The 16,648-nt window shown below is 75.6% G+C and carries 15 protein-coding genes; all 15 read right to left on the bottom strand.

Annotation, left to right across the window (positions count from 1 at the left end):
- Nucleotides 1-103 precede the first annotated feature (103 nt).
- Nucleotides 104-862, bottom strand: coding sequence for a DivIVA domain-containing protein (locus BJ989_RS12745; RefSeq protein WP_179518516.1), 759 nt, complete (start codon nt 860-862; stop codon nt 104-106).
- A gap of 109 nt (nt 863-971) precedes the next feature.
- On the bottom strand, nt 972-1,256 hold the full coding sequence (locus tag BJ989_RS12750; RefSeq protein ID WP_343049339.1) for a YggT family protein: 285 nt from the start codon (nt 1,254-1,256) through the stop codon (nt 972-974).
- A gap of 17 nt (nt 1,257-1,273) precedes the next feature.
- Nucleotides 1,274-1,783, bottom strand: a complete 510-nt coding sequence (locus BJ989_RS12755) for a cell division protein SepF (protein WP_179518518.1) — start codon at nt 1,781-1,783, stop codon at nt 1,274-1,276.
- A gap of 55 nt (nt 1,784-1,838) precedes the next feature.
- Complete coding sequence (locus tag BJ989_RS12760; RefSeq protein ID WP_343049341.1) at nt 1,839-2,540, bottom strand: YggS family pyridoxal phosphate-dependent enzyme; 702 nt, start codon at nt 2,538-2,540, stop codon at nt 1,839-1,841.
- A complete protein-coding gene (locus BJ989_RS12765) occupies nt 2,537-3,196 on the bottom strand; it encodes a purine nucleoside phosphorylase YfiH/LACC1 family protein (RefSeq protein WP_179519618.1) in 660 nt (219 codons plus the stop codon). The genes BJ989_RS12760 and BJ989_RS12765 overlap by 4 nt, the downstream gene beginning before the upstream one ends.
- Before the next feature lie 56 nt (nt 3,197-3,252).
- Nucleotides 3,253-4,521 carry a cell division protein FtsZ gene (ftsZ, locus tag BJ989_RS12770; RefSeq protein ID WP_179518520.1) on the bottom strand — a complete coding sequence of 423 codons (1,269 nt, stop codon included), beginning with the start codon at nt 4,519-4,521 and terminating at the stop codon, nt 3,253-3,255.
- Nucleotides 4,522-4,713: 192 nt separating this feature from the next.
- Nucleotides 4,714-5,460, bottom strand: a complete 747-nt coding sequence (locus BJ989_RS12775; RefSeq protein ID WP_179518521.1) for a cell division protein FtsQ/DivIB — start codon at nt 5,458-5,460, stop codon at nt 4,714-4,716.
- Nucleotides 5,450-6,898 carry a UDP-N-acetylmuramate--L-alanine ligase gene (murC, locus tag BJ989_RS12780; RefSeq protein WP_179518522.1) on the bottom strand — a complete coding sequence of 483 codons (1,449 nt, stop codon included), beginning with the start codon at nt 6,896-6,898 and terminating at the stop codon, nt 5,450-5,452. The genes BJ989_RS12775 and murC overlap by 11 nt, the downstream gene beginning before the upstream one ends.
- Nucleotides 6,895-7,992: an undecaprenyldiphospho-muramoylpentapeptide beta-N-acetylglucosaminyltransferase gene (gene murG / locus BJ989_RS12785; protein ID WP_179518523.1), complete on the bottom strand. Its 1,098-nt coding sequence runs from the start codon at nt 7,990-7,992 to the stop codon at nt 6,895-6,897. The genes murC and murG overlap by 4 nt, the downstream gene beginning before the upstream one ends.
- Nucleotides 7,989-9,236, bottom strand: coding sequence for a putative lipid II flippase FtsW (gene ftsW / locus BJ989_RS12790; protein WP_179518524.1), 1,248 nt, complete (start codon nt 9,234-9,236; stop codon nt 7,989-7,991). Before ftsW ends, murG begins: the two co-directional genes overlap by 4 nt.
- A 59-nt stretch (nt 9,237-9,295) precedes the next feature.
- A complete protein-coding gene (murD, locus tag BJ989_RS12795; protein ID WP_425489995.1) occupies nt 9,296-10,780 on the bottom strand; it encodes a UDP-N-acetylmuramoyl-L-alanine--D-glutamate ligase in 1,485 nt (494 codons plus the stop codon).
- A complete protein-coding gene (gene mraY / locus BJ989_RS12800; protein WP_179518526.1) occupies nt 10,756-11,853 on the bottom strand; it encodes a phospho-N-acetylmuramoyl-pentapeptide-transferase in 1,098 nt (365 codons plus the stop codon). Before mraY ends, murD begins: the two co-directional genes overlap by 25 nt.
- Nucleotides 11,850-13,271: a UDP-N-acetylmuramoyl-tripeptide--D-alanyl-D-alanine ligase gene (locus tag BJ989_RS12805; protein WP_218848812.1), complete on the bottom strand. Its 1,422-nt coding sequence runs from the start codon at nt 13,269-13,271 to the stop codon at nt 11,850-11,852. The genes mraY and BJ989_RS12805 overlap by 4 nt, the downstream gene beginning before the upstream one ends.
- Nucleotides 13,272-13,276: 5 nt before the next feature.
- Nucleotides 13,277-14,881, bottom strand: a complete 1,605-nt coding sequence (locus BJ989_RS12810) for a UDP-N-acetylmuramoyl-L-alanyl-D-glutamate--2,6-diaminopimelate ligase (protein WP_179518528.1) — start codon at nt 14,879-14,881, stop codon at nt 13,277-13,279.
- A 46-nt stretch (nt 14,882-14,927) separates the two neighbouring features.
- Nucleotides 14,928-16,643, bottom strand: coding sequence for a peptidoglycan D,D-transpeptidase FtsI family protein (locus BJ989_RS12815; RefSeq protein ID WP_343049343.1), 1,716 nt, complete (start codon nt 16,641-16,643; stop codon nt 14,928-14,930).
- Nucleotides 16,644-16,648: the final 5 nt, after the last annotated feature.

Genomic DNA, 16,648 nt, shown 5'->3' on the forward strand with positions numbered 1-16,648 from the left:
CCCCGAGGCGACTCAACGCGCCACCCCGACCGACACACGACGACGGCGACCGGCCCCGTCCGGGACCGGCCGCCGTCGCGACGCAGGTGCGTGGGCTCCGCGCTCAGCCCTCGTCCTCACCGAGGATCGAGCGGAGGCGCTTGGGCGCCGGGGTCGTCTCGCCAACGGGCGCGGCGGACTCCGGCGAGCCGTTCAGCGCCTCGAGCTGCTGGGAGAAGTAGCTCTTGAGGCGGGAGCGGTACTCGCGCTCGAAGGAGCGGAGGTTCTCCACCTCGGTGTTGAGGCGGTCGCGCTCGCGCTCGAGCTCGCCGAACATCTGCTGGCGCCGCTCGGCGGTCTCGCTGTCGAGCATCTGCGCCCGGGTGCGGGCGTCGGCCTCGAGGCGGTCGGCCTTGCCCTTGGACTCGGTCTCGAGGCGCTCGGCCTTGGTGCGCGCCGCGCCGACGATCTTGTCGGCCTCGTTCTTGGCCTCCTCGACGAGCTCGTCGGCGTTGCGGGTCGCGATCTCGAGCAGGCGGGCCGCGGCGTTGCTGGCCTGCGGCACCGTCTCGACGCGGATGGTCTCGACCGGGCCGGCGGCCGCGGCGGCGACCGGGGCCGGCGCCGCGGGCGCCGGGGCGGGCTCGGGAGCCTTGACGGGCTCGGGGCGCGCCGGCTCGGGCGCCTTCTCCTGCACCGGCACCGGGCCACCGGCCTGGGCAGCAGCGAGCTTGGCGCGGAGGTCGTCGTTCTCCTTGGTGAGACGGGCCAGCTCGGCCTCCACCTCGTCGAGGAACTGGTCGACCTCTCCCATGTCGTAGCCCTCGCGGAGCCGGACGGGAGTAAAGCGCTTGTTGCTCACGTCCTCAGGCGTCAGCGGCATGACCTCACCCATTCGTTGTGTCGGCGTGCAGTGGAGTGGTGCGTGTGGTGTGACCGTCGAACTGTAGCGCTCCTGGGCAGGCGGACCGCACCGCCCCGGGAGCGCCCGGTCAGGTCAGGAAGATCGCGGTGTTGAGCTGCAGCAGCAGGTAGGAGCCGAAGAAGACGATCAGGAAGCTGAGGTCGAGGGAGATGCTGCCCAGCCGCAGCGGCGGCACGACCTTGCGCAGCGCCTTGATCGGCGGGTCGGTGGCGGAGTAGACCGCCTCGAGCACCACGAGCAGAGGTCCTCGCGGCGTCCACGAGCGCGCGAAGACCTGCACCCAGTCGACGATGAAGCGGATCCAGAGCATCGCGATGAAGACGAGCAGGACGACCCGGATGACCGAGCCCACGAGTTCCACGGTGGCCGTCAGCTCTGGTTGAAGAAGCCGCCCTCGACGATGCGTCGCTTGTCCTCGGCGGCGACGCTCACGTTGGGCGGGGAGAGGAGGAACACCTTGCTGGTCACGCGCTCGATGGTGCCACGGGTGGCGAAGACCAGGCCGGCGGCGAAGTCGACGAGGCGCTTGGCGTCGTTGTCGTCCATCTCGGAGAGGTTCATGATCACCGGGGTGCCGTCGCGGAAGTTCTCACCGACGGTGCGCGCCTCGTTGTAGGTGCGCGGGTGCAGCGTGGTGATCTTGGCCAGCTCGGCCACGGTGCCCACCGCGGCGACGGGCGCGACCGGGCCCGGGCGACGCCGCTCGGCGAGGTCGGCCACCGGGGCGGGACGACCGCGGTCGGCGGCCTCCGCGTGGGGACGGGCGCCGCGGGCACGCGCCGGCTCGACGGGACCGTCCAGCTCGTCGTCGTACTCGTCGTAGCGGGTGTCCTCGAGCAGGCCGAGGTACTCGCCGATCCTGCGCATCGCGCCGCTCATGACGCATCTCCTCCGGTGTCGTGCGCCCGATCGCGGGCGCCCATGGACGTGGACACTACTGGTTCGCGGGCCTCGGGCCGAGGACCGCGGAGCCGACGCGCACGTGTGTCGCGCCGGCGGTGACGGCCTGCTCGAGGTCGCCGCTCATCCCGGCCGAGAGCCAGGTCGCCGCCGGGTGGTCGGAGCGCAGCGCGGCCGCGGTCGCGGCCAGCCGGTCGAACGCGCGAGCAGGGTCCTCGCCGAGCGGCGCGACGGCCATCAGGCCGCGCAGCCGCAGTCCCTCGGCCGCCGCCACCGCGTCGGCCACCGCCGCGACCTCGTCGGCCCCGGCGCCCTGGCGCCCCTCCCCCGACCCCGGCGGGTCGAGGCTCACCTGCACCAGGCAGTCGAGGGGGCGGCCCCGCTCCTGCGCACCGCGGTCGAGGCCACGGACGAGCTTGACCCGGTCGACGGAGTGCACCGCGTCGGCGTAGGCAGCGACCGCGGCGGCCTTGTTGCTCTGCAGCCCGCCGACGAAGTGCCAGCGCAGACCGAGGTCGGCGCAGTCGCCGGCCTTGGCCTCGGCCTCCTGGTGACGGTTCTCCCCCACGTCGCGCACCCCGAGGTCGGCCAGCAACCGCACGTCGGAGGCGGGGAAGAACTTCGTGACGACGACGAGCACGACGTCGTCGGGCGCGCGGTCGGCGGCGCGGGCGGCCCGGGCGACACGCTCACGGACCGTCGTCAGGCGCTCCCGCAGCTCCTCGGAGCGGGTCACGGCAGCCACACCACCCCGGCGAAGCGGCCGGCGGCCTCGCCGTCGCGCCGGTGCGAGGGCCACGCGGGGTCCTCCCGGGTGCACACGCCGACCTGCACCACGTCGTCGCAGCCGGCGTCGGCGAGCTGCGCGAGCACCCCCGCGCCGAGGTCGAGCGCCGGCGTGCCTTGCGGCGTGCGCGTCGAGGTCGCCGGCACGTGCGCCACCACCTCGTCGTGCAGCGCCGCGGGCACCTCGTAGCAGGCCCCGCACACGTGGGGGCCGACCCACGCACGCAGCCGCTGCGCGCCGAGCCCCGCCATGGCCTCGACCGCCCGGCCCACCACGCCCGCCGCCACTCCGGCCCGGCCCGCGTGGACCGCGCCCACGACGCCGGCGTCGGCATCGGCCAGCAGCACCGGCACGCAGTCCGCGGCGCGGGCGAGCAGCGCGAGGCCACGCTCGTCGGTCACCAGCGCGTCGGCGTGCGGCGGCGGCGCCGCAGGGTCGTACGACGCTCCGAGGGTCGCGACGTCGGCACCGTGCACCTGCGACATCCGGGCCACCCGCGCGCCGGTCGCTGTGGCGACCGTGCGCAGTCCCTGCTCCAGGCGGTCCCGGTCGCTGCCGGGCCGCTCGGAGAGGTCGACGCCGTCGGTGAAGGCCACCTCGACCACCGCGCCACCGCGACCGGTGACCCGGTCGCGGAGGCGGAGCGGGGTCGAGGCGGTGCTCACTTGAGGAAGTCGGGCACGTCGAGGTCGTCGTCGTCGAACTGCACCGGGCGCGGCTGCCGCGGCGGCGCCGGGTGCTGGCCGACGGCGTGCGAGCCGCCCTGACCGCCGTGGCCCGACGGCGCACCCACGGGCTGCGGCTCACGCCGCTCCTCCCGGGGCTGGTGCTGGGGCTGGTGCTGAGGCTGCTGGTGGTGCTGCTGAGCGTCGGGCCGGCCCGCTTGCTGGGCGTGCTGCTGCACGGCCTGGCGGGTCTCGGCCTGGGTCTGCTGGGGGCGGGTCTCGCGGCGCAGCACGGTGCCCTCGTCGCGGCGCTTCGGCATGCCCCCGTCGAAGCCGGCGGCGATGACGGTGACGCGCACCTCGTCGCCGAGCGCGTCGTCGATGGTGGCGCCGAAGATGATGTTGGCCTCACCGTGGGCCGACTGCGCGACCAGCGCCGCGGCTTCGTTGATCTCGAAGAGGCCGAGGTCGGAGCCGCCGGCGATCGAGAGCAGCACGCCGTGGGCGCCCTCGATCGAGGCCTCGAGCAGCGGGCTCGAGACAGCCATCTCGGCCGCGGCGACCGCGCGGTCCTCGCCGCGGGCCGAGCCGATGCCCATGAGGGCCGAGCCCGCGTTGGCCATGACCGACTTGACGTCGGCGAAGTCGAGGTTGATCAGGCCGGGGGTGGTGATGAGGTCGGTGATGCCCGAGACGCCCTGCAGCAGCACCTGGTCGGCCTGCTTGAAGGCGTCGAGGATCGACACGTTGCGGTCGCTGATCGACAGCAGGCGGTCGTTGGGGATGACGATGAGGGTGTCGACCTCCTCGCGCAGCGCGGCGATGCCCTCCTCGGCGGAGTTGGCGCGACGGCGGCCCTCGAAGGCGAAGGGGCGGGTGACCACGCCGATGGTCAGCGCGCCGAGCGAGCGGGCGATGCGGGCCACGACCGGGGCGCCGCCGGTGCCGGTGCCGCCACCCTCGCCGGCGGTCACGAACACCATGTCGGCGCCCTTGAGCACCTCCTCGATCTCGTCGGCGTGGTCCTCGGCCGCGCGACCGCCGACCTCCGGGTCGGCGCCGGCGCCGAGCCCGCGGGTCAGCTCGCGACCGATGTCGAGCTTCACGTCGGCGTCGCTCATGAGGAGGGCCTGCGCGTCGGTGTTGATCGCGATGAACTCGACGCCCTTGAGCCCGACCTCGATCATCCGGTTGACGGCGTTCACCCCGCCTCCGCCGATGCCGACGACCTTGATGATGGCCAGGTAGTTCTGCGCTGCTGCCACGACGGCTGCCTCTCGCTGGACGGGCCCGGGATCGCCGGACGGAGCTGTCGAGGTCGGTAACCCTAACCCTCATGCTGAGGGTTATAGTTATGTCAACCTCGCGATGGGGAAGACGTTAGGTTGGCACGCACCGACGGCGGCGCAGACACGCCGGTCGGCACGCGAGCAGATGCCTGCGGGCAGCTGCGGGTGTCAGCTGCGGGTGGTGGGCTGCCCGGGCACGGACACGTCGTACGTGCGGGCGCCGGGCACCGCGGTGAGCAGGGCGTCGACGACGCGCACCTTGGCCGCGGAGTCGTCGGCACTCCCCCACACCACGCGACGACCGCCGCGCAGCCGCAGCGAGATCGCGTCGACGGTCTCGACCTCGACCCGCTCCACGCGGGAGGACAGCGCGTCGGGCAGCGCGCCCACGACGCGCGCGGCCTCGACGACCGCCTCGGTGCGGGTGCCGGCGGGCACGACCACCCGGGGCAGGCCGGCGGGCGCCCGGTCGTAGCGGCGGAAGAGCACGCCGTCGGCGTCCATGCCGCGCAGCGACCCCGCCAGCTCCACGACCGCCACCGGGGTGCGCTCGGTCACCCGCACCCGCAGCGCCTGCGGCCAGCCGCGCGTCACCTCCGCCTCGAGCACGGGGGTGAGCTGCTCGACCCGCTCCTCGACGGCGGCGAGGTCGACGCGTGCCAGCGGGGTGCCCGTGACCGCACCCGTCGCGGCACGCACCTCGGCCTCGCTCAGCAGCGCGGCGCCCTCGACCTCGATCTCCGCGACGGCGAGGTGGGAGGAGAAGAGCGCGAGCCAGGTCGCGCCGGCGACCGCGCCCAGCAGCAGGGCTCCCACCAGCACGGGACGCCAGGCCAGCCAGCGGCGCGCCCAGCGACGCCGCACGAAGCGGCGGCGGGTGCGCGCGGTGACCGCGTCGGTCGGGTCAGGCGCCACCGTCGGCCCCGGCCAGCTCGGCGAGCACCAGCGGCCCCAGGGTGGTGACGTCGCCCGCCCCCAGCGTGAGCACGAGGTCGCCCGGCCCGGCGAGGCGTGCGAGCAGGGGCGCGGCGGCGGCCGGCGCTCCGGCGCGGTGCACGCGGCCGGCCGGCAGCGGCACGTGGTCGGCGACGAGGTCACCGGTCACCGCCGGGTCGGCGTCCTCGCGGGCGAGGTAGACGTCGAGCACGACCACCTCGTCAGCGGCGCCGAGCTCCTCGCCCATCGCCGGGCCGAAGAGGCGGGTGCGCGAGACCAGGTGCGGCTGGAAGGCCACGACGACGCGCCCCTCCCCCGCCACGGCCCGGGCCGCCTGCAGGTCACCGCGGATCTCGTTGGGGTGGTGGGCGTAGCTGTCGTAGACGCGGACGCCCGCCTGCTCGCCCTTGGCCTCCATGCGGCGCCGCGTGCCGCCGAAGCCGGCGAGGCCCGCGAGCAGCCGCTCGGCGTCGAAGCCGAGGCGCAGCCCGACGGCGAGGGCAGCGAGCGCGTCGAGCACGTAGTGGCGCCCCGGGATCGCGAGGCGCAGCTCGCCGACGGGCTCCTCCCGGCCGTCGGGCGCACGGCGCACGACCCGGCAGCGCGAGGTGGTGCCCTCGAGCACGAGGTCGTCGGCGCGCAGGTCAGCGGCCGTGCCCTCCCCCACCGCGACGACCTCGAGGCCTCGCGCGCGGGCGTCCTCGGCCAGCGCGGCCGCGCCCGGGTCGTCGACCACGCACACCACGAAGCCGGCGGGGTCGACGCAGTCGAGGAAGTCGCGGAACGCCGCCTGGTAGGCCTCCTCGGTGCCCCAGCTGTCGAGGTGGTCGGCCTCGACGTTGGTGACCACCGCGGCGGCCGGCCGGTAGACCAGGAACGCGCCGTCGGACTCGTCGGCCTCCGCGACGAAGAGGTCGTCGGTGCCCTCGTGCGCGTTGGTGCCGGTCTGCGCCAGCTCGCCGCCCACGGCGTACGTCGGGTCGGCACCGGCGGCCTGCAGGGCCACGGTGAGCAGCGAGGTCGTGGTGGTCTTGCCGTGCGTGCCGGCGACGGCCAGCGTGCGGCGCCCGGCCATCACCGCGGCGAGCGCCGCCGAGCGCGGGAGCAGCCGCAGGTCACGGCGCAGGGCCTCGACGACCTCGGGGTTGTCCTCGCGCACGGCGGTGGACACGACGACGGTGTCGCCCGGGCCGAGGTGGGCGAGGTGGGCGGCGTCGTGACCGACGTGGACCTCGGCGCCGAGGTCGCGCAGCGCCGCGAGCACCGGCGAGTCGACGCCGTCGCTGCCGCTGACGGCCAGGTCGCGCTCGAGCATGATGCGGGCGATGGCCGACAGGCCGGCACCGCCGATGCCGATGAAGTGCACGCGCCCCAGCCGGTCGGCGGGCAGCACCTCGTCGGGGACGGAGACCCTCACCGCGGGCCCCCCGTGGCGCGGGCGACCTCGAGCACGATCGCGGCGAGCCGGTCGTCGGCGTCGCGCGGCACCAGCGCCGCGGCCGCGGCACCCATCGCGGCGAGCCGGTCGGGGTCGCCGAGCAGGTCGGGGACGTGGGCGGCCACCCACTCCGACGTCAGCGCGGCGTCGGCGACGAGGAGGCCGCCTCCGGCGTCGACGACCGGGCGGGCGTTGAGCTCCTGCTCGCCGTTGCCGATCGGCAGCGGCACGTAGACCGCCGGCAGGCCCACCGCCGCGGCCTCGGCGACGCTGTTGGCGCCGGCGCGGCACACCACGAGGTCGGCGGCGGCGTAGGCGAGGTCCATGCGGTCGACGTAGGGCACGACGACGTACGGCCCGCCGGCGCCGGCCGACGCGGGCGCGGCGACCTCGTTCTTCGGCCCGGCCACGTGCAGCACCTGCACCCCGGCGGCCGCGAGGGCGGGCGCTGCGCCGAGCACGGCCTCGTTCAGGCGCCGGGCGCCCTGGGAGCCGCCGGTGACGAGCAGGGTGGGCCGCTCGGCGTCGAGCCCGAAGTGGGCGCGGGCCTCCGCGCGCCGCGCGGGCCGGTCGACGCGGGCGACCATCGTGCGCAGCGGCAGGCCGACGTGCTCGGCGCGCGGCAGCGGGGTGCCGGGGAAGCTCACCGCGACCCGGCGCGCGAGGCGCGCACCGAGGCGGTTGGCGACGCCGGGCAGCGCGTTCTGCTCGTGCACGACCACCGGTGCGCGGCGACGGGCCGCGAGGTAGACGGGGACGGAGACGTAGCCGCCGTAGCCGACGACCACGTCGGGGCGCAGCCGGTCGAGCAGCGCGCCCGCCTCGGCGACGGCACCGCGCAGCCGGCCGGGCACGCGCAGCAGGTCGACGCCGGGTCGGCGCGGGAGCGGGACCGGGGGCACGAGCTCGAGCGGGTAGCCCGCAGCGGGGACGACGCGGGTCTCGAGGCCGCGCGCCGTGCCGATGCAGGTGATCTCGACACCGGGCTCGGCGCGACGCAGCGCGTCGGCCGTCGCGAGCAGCGGGGACGTGTGGCCGGCCGTGCCGCCGCCGGCCAGCACCACCCGCGTCACGCGCGCACCCCGCGGCGCCGCGCGGCGAGGGCGCGTGCGGCCGCCGGCTCGCGGCGGGCGAAGCCGATGAGCAGGCCGAGCGCGACGAGGGAGGGCACCAGTGCTGAGCCGCCGTAGGAGATGAGGGGCAGCGGGATGCCGATGACGGGCAGCAGCGTGAGCACCATGCCGACGTTGACGATCATCTGGCCCAGCAGCCACACCACGATGCCGAAGGTCGCGTAGCGCACGAACGGGTCGGTGGTCACCTGCGCGACCCGCACGGCGGCCCAGGCGATGGTGAGGAAGAGCGCGAGCACCAGCAGCGTGCCGACGAGGCCGAGCTCCTCGCCGAGCACCGCGAAGATGAAGTCGGTGTGGGCCTCGGGCAGGCTGCCCCACTTCTGCTGGCTGGCACCGATGCCCTGGCCGAACCACCCGCCCGAGGAGAGCGCGAACAGCCCGTGGGCCGGCTGCCAGCCGGCGTCCTGGAAGTCCTTGAAGGGGTCGGTGAAGGTCATCAGCCGCTGGCGGCGCTCCTCGCTGGTGGAGGCGAGGAAGAGGGCCAGGACCGCGGCACCGGTGGCCGCCACGGCGAAGAGCCGGCCGGGGGCGCCCACGACCCACAGCAGCGCGAGTGCGATGGCGGCGAGCACGAGGGCGGTGCCGAGGTCGCGCTGGGCGACGACGAGCCCGGTGACCAGCAGCAGCCCGGGCACGACCGGCACGAAGACGTGGCCGAGGCGGCCGAGCAGTCGCTCCTTGCGGGCGTAGACGTGGGCGGCCCACAGCACGACCGCGAGCTTGGCGACCTCTGAGGGCTGCACCTGGAAGGGGCCGACGCCGAGCCAGTTGGTGTTGCCGTTGACGGTGCGGCCCAGCGGGGTCATCGTCAGCGCGAGCAGCACGACGGAGACCAGCAGGCCCGGCCACGCGAGCCGGCGCACCGCCGAGAGCGGCAGCCGCGAGGCCACCCACGCGCAGGGGACGCCGATGACCACCCAGGTCAGCTGGCGGGACACCACGGTGTAGGAGCTGCCGGTGCGGTCGAAGGAGTAGACGCTGGAGGCCGACAGCACCATGAGCAGCCCGATGGTCAGCAGCAGCGCGGAGGCGCCCAGCAGGGCGTAGTAGGACGTCAGCGGTCGCGCGAGCGCGTCGCGGAGCGCCGCGACCCCCGACCCGGACGACCAGCGGCCGGTCGTGGTGGGGGTGGCCGGGGTCGTGGCCGGGGTCGTGGACGTGGGGGGCGCCACCGTGGTCACTGCGAGCCTCCTCGTCCCTGGTCAGCCGTCGTGCGGGTGCCGATCGCCCCGGGGTCCGGTCACCCCTGCGCCGCGGCGCGTCGCTGCACCGCCGCCGCGAAGGCGTCACCGCGTGCGCCGTAGTCGGCGAACATGTCCATCGACGCGCACCCCGGCGCCAGCAGCACGGTGTCGCCCTGGTGGGCCATCCCGGCAGCTGCCGCCACGACGCGGTCCATGACCCGGTCGGGACCATCCTCGCCGCCGTCGACCACGACGACCGGCACATCGGGCGCGTGTCGCGCGAGAGCCGCGGCGACGACGTCGCGGTCGCGCCCGAGGAGCACCGCGCCGCGCAGCCGGTCGCGGCAGGCGGCGACCAGGTCGTCGAACGCGGCGCCCTTCGCCAGGCCGCCGGCGACCCAGACCACCGGGGAGTACGCCGCGAGCGAGGCGCGCGCGGCGTGCGGGTTGGTGGCCTTGGAGTCGTCGACGTAGGCGACGCCGTCGACCTCGCCGACCGCGGCGATGCGGTGGGCATCGGGGCGGAAGGCACGCAGGCCGTCGCGCACGGCCTGCTGCGAGACGCCGTGGGCGCGGGCGAGCGCGGCGGCGGCGAGGGCGTCGGCCACGACGTGCGGTGCGGGCGAGGGCAGGTCGGCCACGGTGCACAGCTCGGCCGCGGAGCTCTGGCGCTCCTCGACGAAGGCGCGGTCGGCGAGGATGTCGTCGACGACGCCGACCATGCCGACGCCGGGGGTGCCGAGCGTGAAGCCGATCGCCCGGGCGCCCTCGACCACGTCGGCGTCGCGCACGAGCTGCTCGGTGACGGGGTCGGCGACGTTGTAGACGCAGGCCCGCTCGACGCCCTCGTAGACGCGGCCCTTCGCCGCGGCGTACTCGTCGAGCGTGCCGTGCCAGTCGAGGTGGTCCTCGGCGACGTTGAGGACCGCGGCGGACTCGGCGGCCACGCTGCGGGTCCAGTGCAGCTGGAAGCTGGACAGCTCGACCGCGAGCACGTCCCAGGGCTCGGGGTCCATCACGGCCTCGACGAGCGGCAGCCCGACGTTGCCGGCGGCCACCGTGCGCAGCCCGGCGGCGCGCAGCACCGACTCGAGCATCCGCACGGTCGTGGTCTTGCCGTTGGTGCCGGTGACGGCGAGCCACGGCGCCGGACGCTCGGGGTCGCGCAGGCGCCAGGCGAGCTCGACCTCGCCCCACAGCGGTAGGCCGCGCGCGGCGGCCTGGGCGAGCAGCGGCGCGGTGGGCCGCCAGCCGGGCGAGACGACGACCAGGTCGACGTCGTCGGGGAGCGTGGCGGTGCTGCCCTCCCCCAGCCGCACGCGGGCGCCGAGGACCTCGAGCAGGTCGGCCTTCTCGCGGCGGTCGCCGGCGTCGGACTCGTCGAGCGCGGTCACGTCGGCGCCGAGGTGCAGCAGGTTGTCGGCGGCGGCGAAGCCGGAGACGCCGAAGCCGGCGACGACCGCGCGCACGCCCTCCCAGGAGTCGCGCCGACCCAGGCCGTGCGGGTCGCGCCCGCTCACGCGCCCGTCCCGGCGACCCACTCGGCGTAGAAGATGCCGAGCCCGGTCACCACGCACAGGCCGGTGATGATCCAGAAGCGGATCACGACGGTGACCTGCTCCCAGCCGAGCATCTCGAAGTGGTGGTGCAGCGGGGTCATGCGGAAGATGCGCCGCCCGGTGCCGGTGAGGCGGCGGGTGGCCTTGAACCAGCTCACCTGCAGCATCACCGAGAGCGTCACCGCGACGAAGAGGCCGCCGAGCACGACGAGCAGCAGCTCGGTGCGGGTGAGGATCGCCAGGCCCGCGAGCGCACCGCCGAGCGCGAGCGACCCGGTGTCGCCCATGAAGATCTTGGCGGGCGAGGCGTTCCACCACAGGAAGCCGAAGCAGGCGCCGGTAATGGCTGCCGAGACGATGGCGAGGTCGAGCGGGTCGCGCACGTCGTAGCAGGTGCCGTAGGAGATGTCGAGCTGCCCGCACCACTGGTTGTTCTGCCAGATGTTGACCAGCGTGTAGGCGCCGAAGACCATCATCGACGCGCCGGTGGCGAGTCCGTCGAGACCGTCGGTGAGGTTCACGGCGTTGCTCGTGCCGGTGATCATCAGCCAGATCAGCACCACCACCACGACGGTGGGCAGCGTCCAGGACTCGAAGTCGCGGATGAAGGAGATGTGGCGCGAGGCCGGGGTCTCGCCGCGGCTGTCCTCGAGCCACGGCGAGAGCGCGAGCGCGCCGAAGGCCACCGCGACCGCGGTCTGCCCCACGATCTTGGCCTTGCTGCGCAGGCCGAGGCTGCGCTGCTTGTAGATCTTGATGAAGTCGTCGAGGAAGCCGACGAGGCCCAGGCCCACGAAGAGGAAGAGCAGCAGCAGCGCCGAGGCCGAGGGCCAGTCGCCGAAGGCCAGCTTGGCGGCGAAGTAGCCGACGACCGACGCACCCACGATCACGATGCCGCCCATGGTGGGCGTCCCGCGCTTGGTGTGGTGGCTGGTGGGCCCGTCGTCGCGGATCTCCTGGCCGTAGCCCTTGCGCGACAGCACCGTGATCGCCAGGCGGGTGCCGAAGAGGGAGATGAGCAGGGACAGGCCACCCCCGAGCAGGATCGCTCTCACCGGACGGTCTCCTCCTGCTGCTCTCCGGGACGGTCGTGCGCCAGCGCCGCGACGACGTGCTCCAGCGCGACCCCGCGGGACGCCTTCACGAGCACGACGTCCCCGGCCGCGACATTCTCCCCCACGCGCGCGGCTGCCTCGTCCCGCCCCGCCGTGAGGACGGTCTCACCGCGGTGGCCCCGCGACTCGGTGTAGGCCGCTGCCGCGTGGGCGGCCAGCGGGCCCACGGTCACCAGGAGGTCCACCCCGGCCGCGGCGGCGGCGCGACCCAGGGCACGGTGCTCCTCGACCTCCCCGGAGCCGAGCTCGAGCATGTCGCCGAGCACCGCCACCCGCCGGGCGCCGCGGCGCTCCCCCACCAGGCGCAGCGTGTCGAGCGCCGCGGCCATCGACTCGGGGTTGGCGTTGTAGCAGTCGTCGAGGACGACCGTGCCGTCCGCGCGCTCGGTCACCTCCATCCGGCGCCGCGACGCGGCCTCGGAGGTCGCGAGGGCCGTGGCCACCGCCGCGAGGGGTACGCCGCCCGCGACGGCGAGCGCGGCGGCCGCGGCGGCGTTCGGGACCTGGTGGGGGCCGACCTGGCGCAGCGCGACGCGGTGCGACTCCCCGGCCGCGCCCAGCGTGAAGGCGGCCCGGGCGAGGTCGTCGAGGACGACGTCGTCGTAGGTCACCGCCGCGCCGCTGGAGGCCGGGCCGAAGGTGAGGACCCGCGCCGCGGTGCGGGCGGCCATCGGCGCGACCAGCGGGTCGGCGGCGTTGAGGACGGCGGTGCCGTCGGCGCCGAGAGTCTCGACGATCTCGCCCTTCGCCTGCGCGATGGCCTCGCGGGAGCCGAACTCGCCGAGGTGCGCGCTGCCCACGTTGAGCACGGCGGCCGCGTCGGGGCGTGCGACCGCGCACAGCTCGGCGACGTGCCCGACGCCGCGGGCGCCCATCTCGACGACGAGCCAGCGGGTCCGCTCGTCGGCACGCAGCACGGTCAGGGGGACGCCGAGCTCGTTGTTGAGGTTGCCCCGGGTGGCCACCGTCTCCCCCACCGACGCGAGCACGTGCGCGAGGTGGTCCTTGGTGCCGGTCTTGCCCTGCGACCCGGTCATCGCGAGCACGGTCAGCGCACCCCGGCGCGCGAGCTCGTCGCGCACGTGGCGCGCGAGGCGGCCCAGCGCGACCGTCGCGTCGGGCACCACGACGGTGGGCAGGGCGGTCGGCCGGCTCCCGATCGCGGCGGCGGCGCCCGCGGCGGCCGCGGCCTCGGCGAAGGCGTGACCGTCGACCCGCTCCCCCGCGATCGCCACGAAGAGCCCGCCGGGCTCGACCTCGCGGCTGTCCAGCGTCGCCGGGCCGCTCACCACGACGTCGTCGCCACCGGCGGGGGCGACCTCGCCGCCGACCACGGCGGCGACCTGCCGCAGCGTCATGGCGATCACCGGGCGCCGCCCGTTGCGGACGCGGCCGCCAGGGCCGCCGCCTCCTCCGCGACGACGACCCGGTCGTCGAAGGGGTGCACCGTGCCCGCGACCTCCTGGCCGGTCTCGTGTCCCTTGCCCGCGACGAGCACCAGGTCGCCGGGGCCGGCCGCGGTCAGCGCCGCGCGCACGGCGCGGCGGCGGTCGCCCTCCTCGTGGACCTCGGCGGCGCTGCCGGCGGCGCGCGCCTCGGCGGCGCCGACCAGCAGGGCGGCGCGGATCTCGGCCGGGTCCTCGGAGCGGGGGTTGTCGTCGGTGACCACCACGACGTCCGCGAGCTCGGCGGCGAGGCGGCCCATCACCGACCGCTTGCCCGGGTCGCGGTCACCGCCGGCACCCAGGACGACCAGCAGCCGGCCGCCGGCCGCCGCGGCGAGCGGCCTCAGCGTGCGCAGCGTGGCCGCGACGGCGTCGGGCTTGTGGGCGTAGTCGACGACCACCGTGCAGGGCAAGTCGGTCGGGACGCGCTCGAGACGGCCCGGCACGCCGGGGCCGGCCGCGATCCCCGCGGCGACCGCGCGCAGGTCGTGGCCCAGCTCGGCCGCCGCGGCCAGGGCGGCCAGCGCGTTGGCGACGTTGAAGTCGCCCGGCACCGGCACCGCCGCCTCCGCGCGCTCGCCGTCGGGCCCGAGGACGGTGAAGCGCGACCCGTCCGCCTCGAGCACCACGTCGACGGCGCGCCAGTCGGCGGCCGGGTCGCCGGCAGCGCTGAAGGTGCGGGTCGGGACGGTCGCCGCGGCGAGCAGCCGGCGGCCGTGGGCGTCGTCGAGGTTGACCAGCGCGCGCCGGCACCGGTCGGGGTCGAAGAGGCGCGCCTTGGCGGCGAAGTAGTCCTCTTCGTCGGCGTGGAAGTCGAGGTGGTCGCGCCCGAGGTTGGTGAAGACGGCCACGTCGAAGACGACGCCGTCGACGCGGCCCAGGACCAGCGCGTGGCTGCTGACCTCCATCGCGCACGTGTCGACGCCCTGCTCGCGCATCCGCGCGAACAGTCCGTGCAGGTCGGGCGCCTCCGGGGTCGTGAGCACCGTCGGGACGTCGGCGCCGAGCACGCGGGTGCCGACCGTGCCGACCACGGCGGCGGGCACGCCCGCCGCGCTCAGCCCTGCCTCGAGCAGCCGCGTGGTGGTGGTCTTGCCCTGGGTGCCGGTCACCCCGCACAGCCGCAGGGCGGCGGCCGGCTCGCCGTACGCGCGGGCGGCCACCGGGCCGAGGGCGGCCCGCGGGTCGGGGACGACGAGGACCGGGAGGGACGCGGCGACCGCGGGCGCGAGTCGCGCCAGCCCGTCGTCGTCGGTGAGCAGCGCCACGGCGCCCGCCTCGAGCGCCGCACCCGCGAAGTCGGCGCCGTGCGCGCGGGCTCCCGGGAGCGCGGCGTACAGGTCGCCTGGGCGGGTGCGGGAGGTGCTCAGGGTGACCCCCGTGACCGACGTGCCCTCGCCGGCGGTGGCCGGGTCGGCGCCCGCCAGGCGCACCGGCCCGTGCTGCTCCGCGGCCGCGACGAGCGCGGCGAGCGGGACCGGGGTCGCGCGGGCGGGACGGGTGGGGTCGTCGTCGCTCAGCACGGCGCGAGGCTACCGCCCGCGGCGGGCCCCGGTCGCGAGCCCGGGGTCACCACTCGACCGGCAGGTCCGAGGGCGGCGTCTGCGTCGGCGGCACGGCGTAGCGGCGCAGCACGTGGCCCATGATCTTGGCGAAGGCCGGGCCGGCGACCGAGCCGCCGCCGCCACCGTTGCGGGGGTTCTGCACGACGACGTAGACGGTGAAGCGCGGGTCGTCAGCGGGCGCGAAGCCGGCGAAGGAGACGGTGAAGGTGCCGTCGTAGCAGGCGCAGTCCGCGCCGACGCGCTGCGCGGTGCCGGTCTTGCCGGCCACGCGGTAGCCCGGCACGGCGGCACCCGGCGCGACGCCGTCCTCGGGGTCGAGGACCCGCTCCATCATCAGTGCCGTGTCGCGGGCGGCCTGCTCGCTGATGACGCGGCGCTCGACGGTGGTGCCGGTGCCCACCACGGTGCCGTCGTCGGCCCGGGCGGTGCCCTCGACCAGGCTCGGCGAGACGTGGACCCCGCCGTTGGCGATCGTGTTGACGGCCGCCGCCATCTGCAGCGCGTTGACCGACATCGCCTGGCCGAAGGCGATGCGGTCCTTGCCCATCGGCGTCCAGGTCGCGCCGTCGGGCAGGATGCCCGGGGTCTCGCCGCGCACGCCCACGCCGGTGCGCCGACCCAGGCCGAAGGCCGTCATGTAGCGGTGCATCCGCACCGCCGACATCTCGTCGGCCGCGAGCACGGTGCCGATGTTCGACGACTTGGCGATGGCGCCGGTCAGCGTGAGCCGCAGGCGGCCGTGCTCGAAGTAGTCCTTGATGTAGCGGTCGCCGCTGAGCAGCCTGGGCGGCACCGCGATGCGGGTCTCGGGGGTGACCAGGCCCGCGTCGAGCAGCGCGGCGGCCGTCACCACCTTCTGCACCGACCCCGGCTCGTAGACGTCGCTCATCGCTCGCGAGCCGAGGTCGTCCTCGGCGGAGGCCAGCGGGGCGTTGGCGTCGAAGGTCGGGTGGTCGGCGAGCGCGAGCACCTCGCCGGTGCGGGTGTCCATCACGATCGCGACACCGGAGTCGGCGCGGGCGTCCTCGACCGTCTGGCGCAGCACGCGCTGGACGAAGAACTGCTCGTCGCGGTCGAGGGTCAAGGTGAGGTCCTGGCCGTCGACCGGCTCGGTCGTGGTCTGCTCCCCCAGCGGGATCCGGTTGCCGCCGCCGACCTCGTAGCGCTCCGACCCGTCGGTGCCCGACAGCAGGGCGTCGAAGGTCAGCTCGAGACCGCCCAGGGCCTGGCCCTCCGCGCCGGTGAAGCCCACGAGGTTCGCCGCGACGTCCTCGGCCGGGTAGGTGCGCAGCGGGTCGCGACGGGTGTCGATGCCGCGGAAGCCGGCCGCTGCCACCTCCTCGACCACGTCGGTGGCCAGCGTGGAGGGGACGCGCCGCGCGACGTACTGGAAGCGGGTGCCCTCCTTGCGCAGCCGCTCCAGGGTCTCGAAGTAGTCGACGTCGAGGCGCTGCGAGAGCAGCCGGGCGAGCTCGGGGGCGTCCTCGGCGGTCATCGCGGGGTCGGCGACGACCATGAGGCCGTCGACGGCCTCGGCGAGCGGGGCGCCGTTGCGGTCGAGGATCGCCCCGCGCGCCGCCGGGAGGGTCACCTCGACGACGCCGGAGGCGGCCGCCATCGCGGCGTACGAGCGGGGGTCGAGGCCCTGCAGCTGGACCAGGCGGGCACCGAAGACCGAGAGCACCATCGCGATGACCACGAAGCCGACGCGCAGCCGCACGTGGG

This window comes from Nocardioides perillae (genome assembly GCF_013409425.1).
Classification (GTDB): Bacteria; Actinomycetota; Actinomycetes; order Propionibacteriales; family Nocardioidaceae; genus Nocardioides; species Nocardioides perillae.

What these genes read in the sequence shown, in the direction of transcription:
- BJ989_RS12755 (WP_179518518.1), bottom strand. Translation starts at nt 1,783, where the DNA reads ATGAGCGGCGCGATGCGCAGGATCGGCGAGTACCTCGGCCTGCTCGAG.
- BJ989_RS12805 (WP_218848812.1), bottom strand. Translation starts at nt 13,271, where the DNA reads ATGACGCTGCGGCAGGTCGCCGCCGTGGTCGGCGGCGAGGTCGCCCCC.
- BJ989_RS12745 (WP_179518516.1), bottom strand. Translation starts at nt 862, where the DNA reads ATGCCGCTGACGCCTGAGGACGTGAGCAACAAGCGCTTTACTCCCGTC.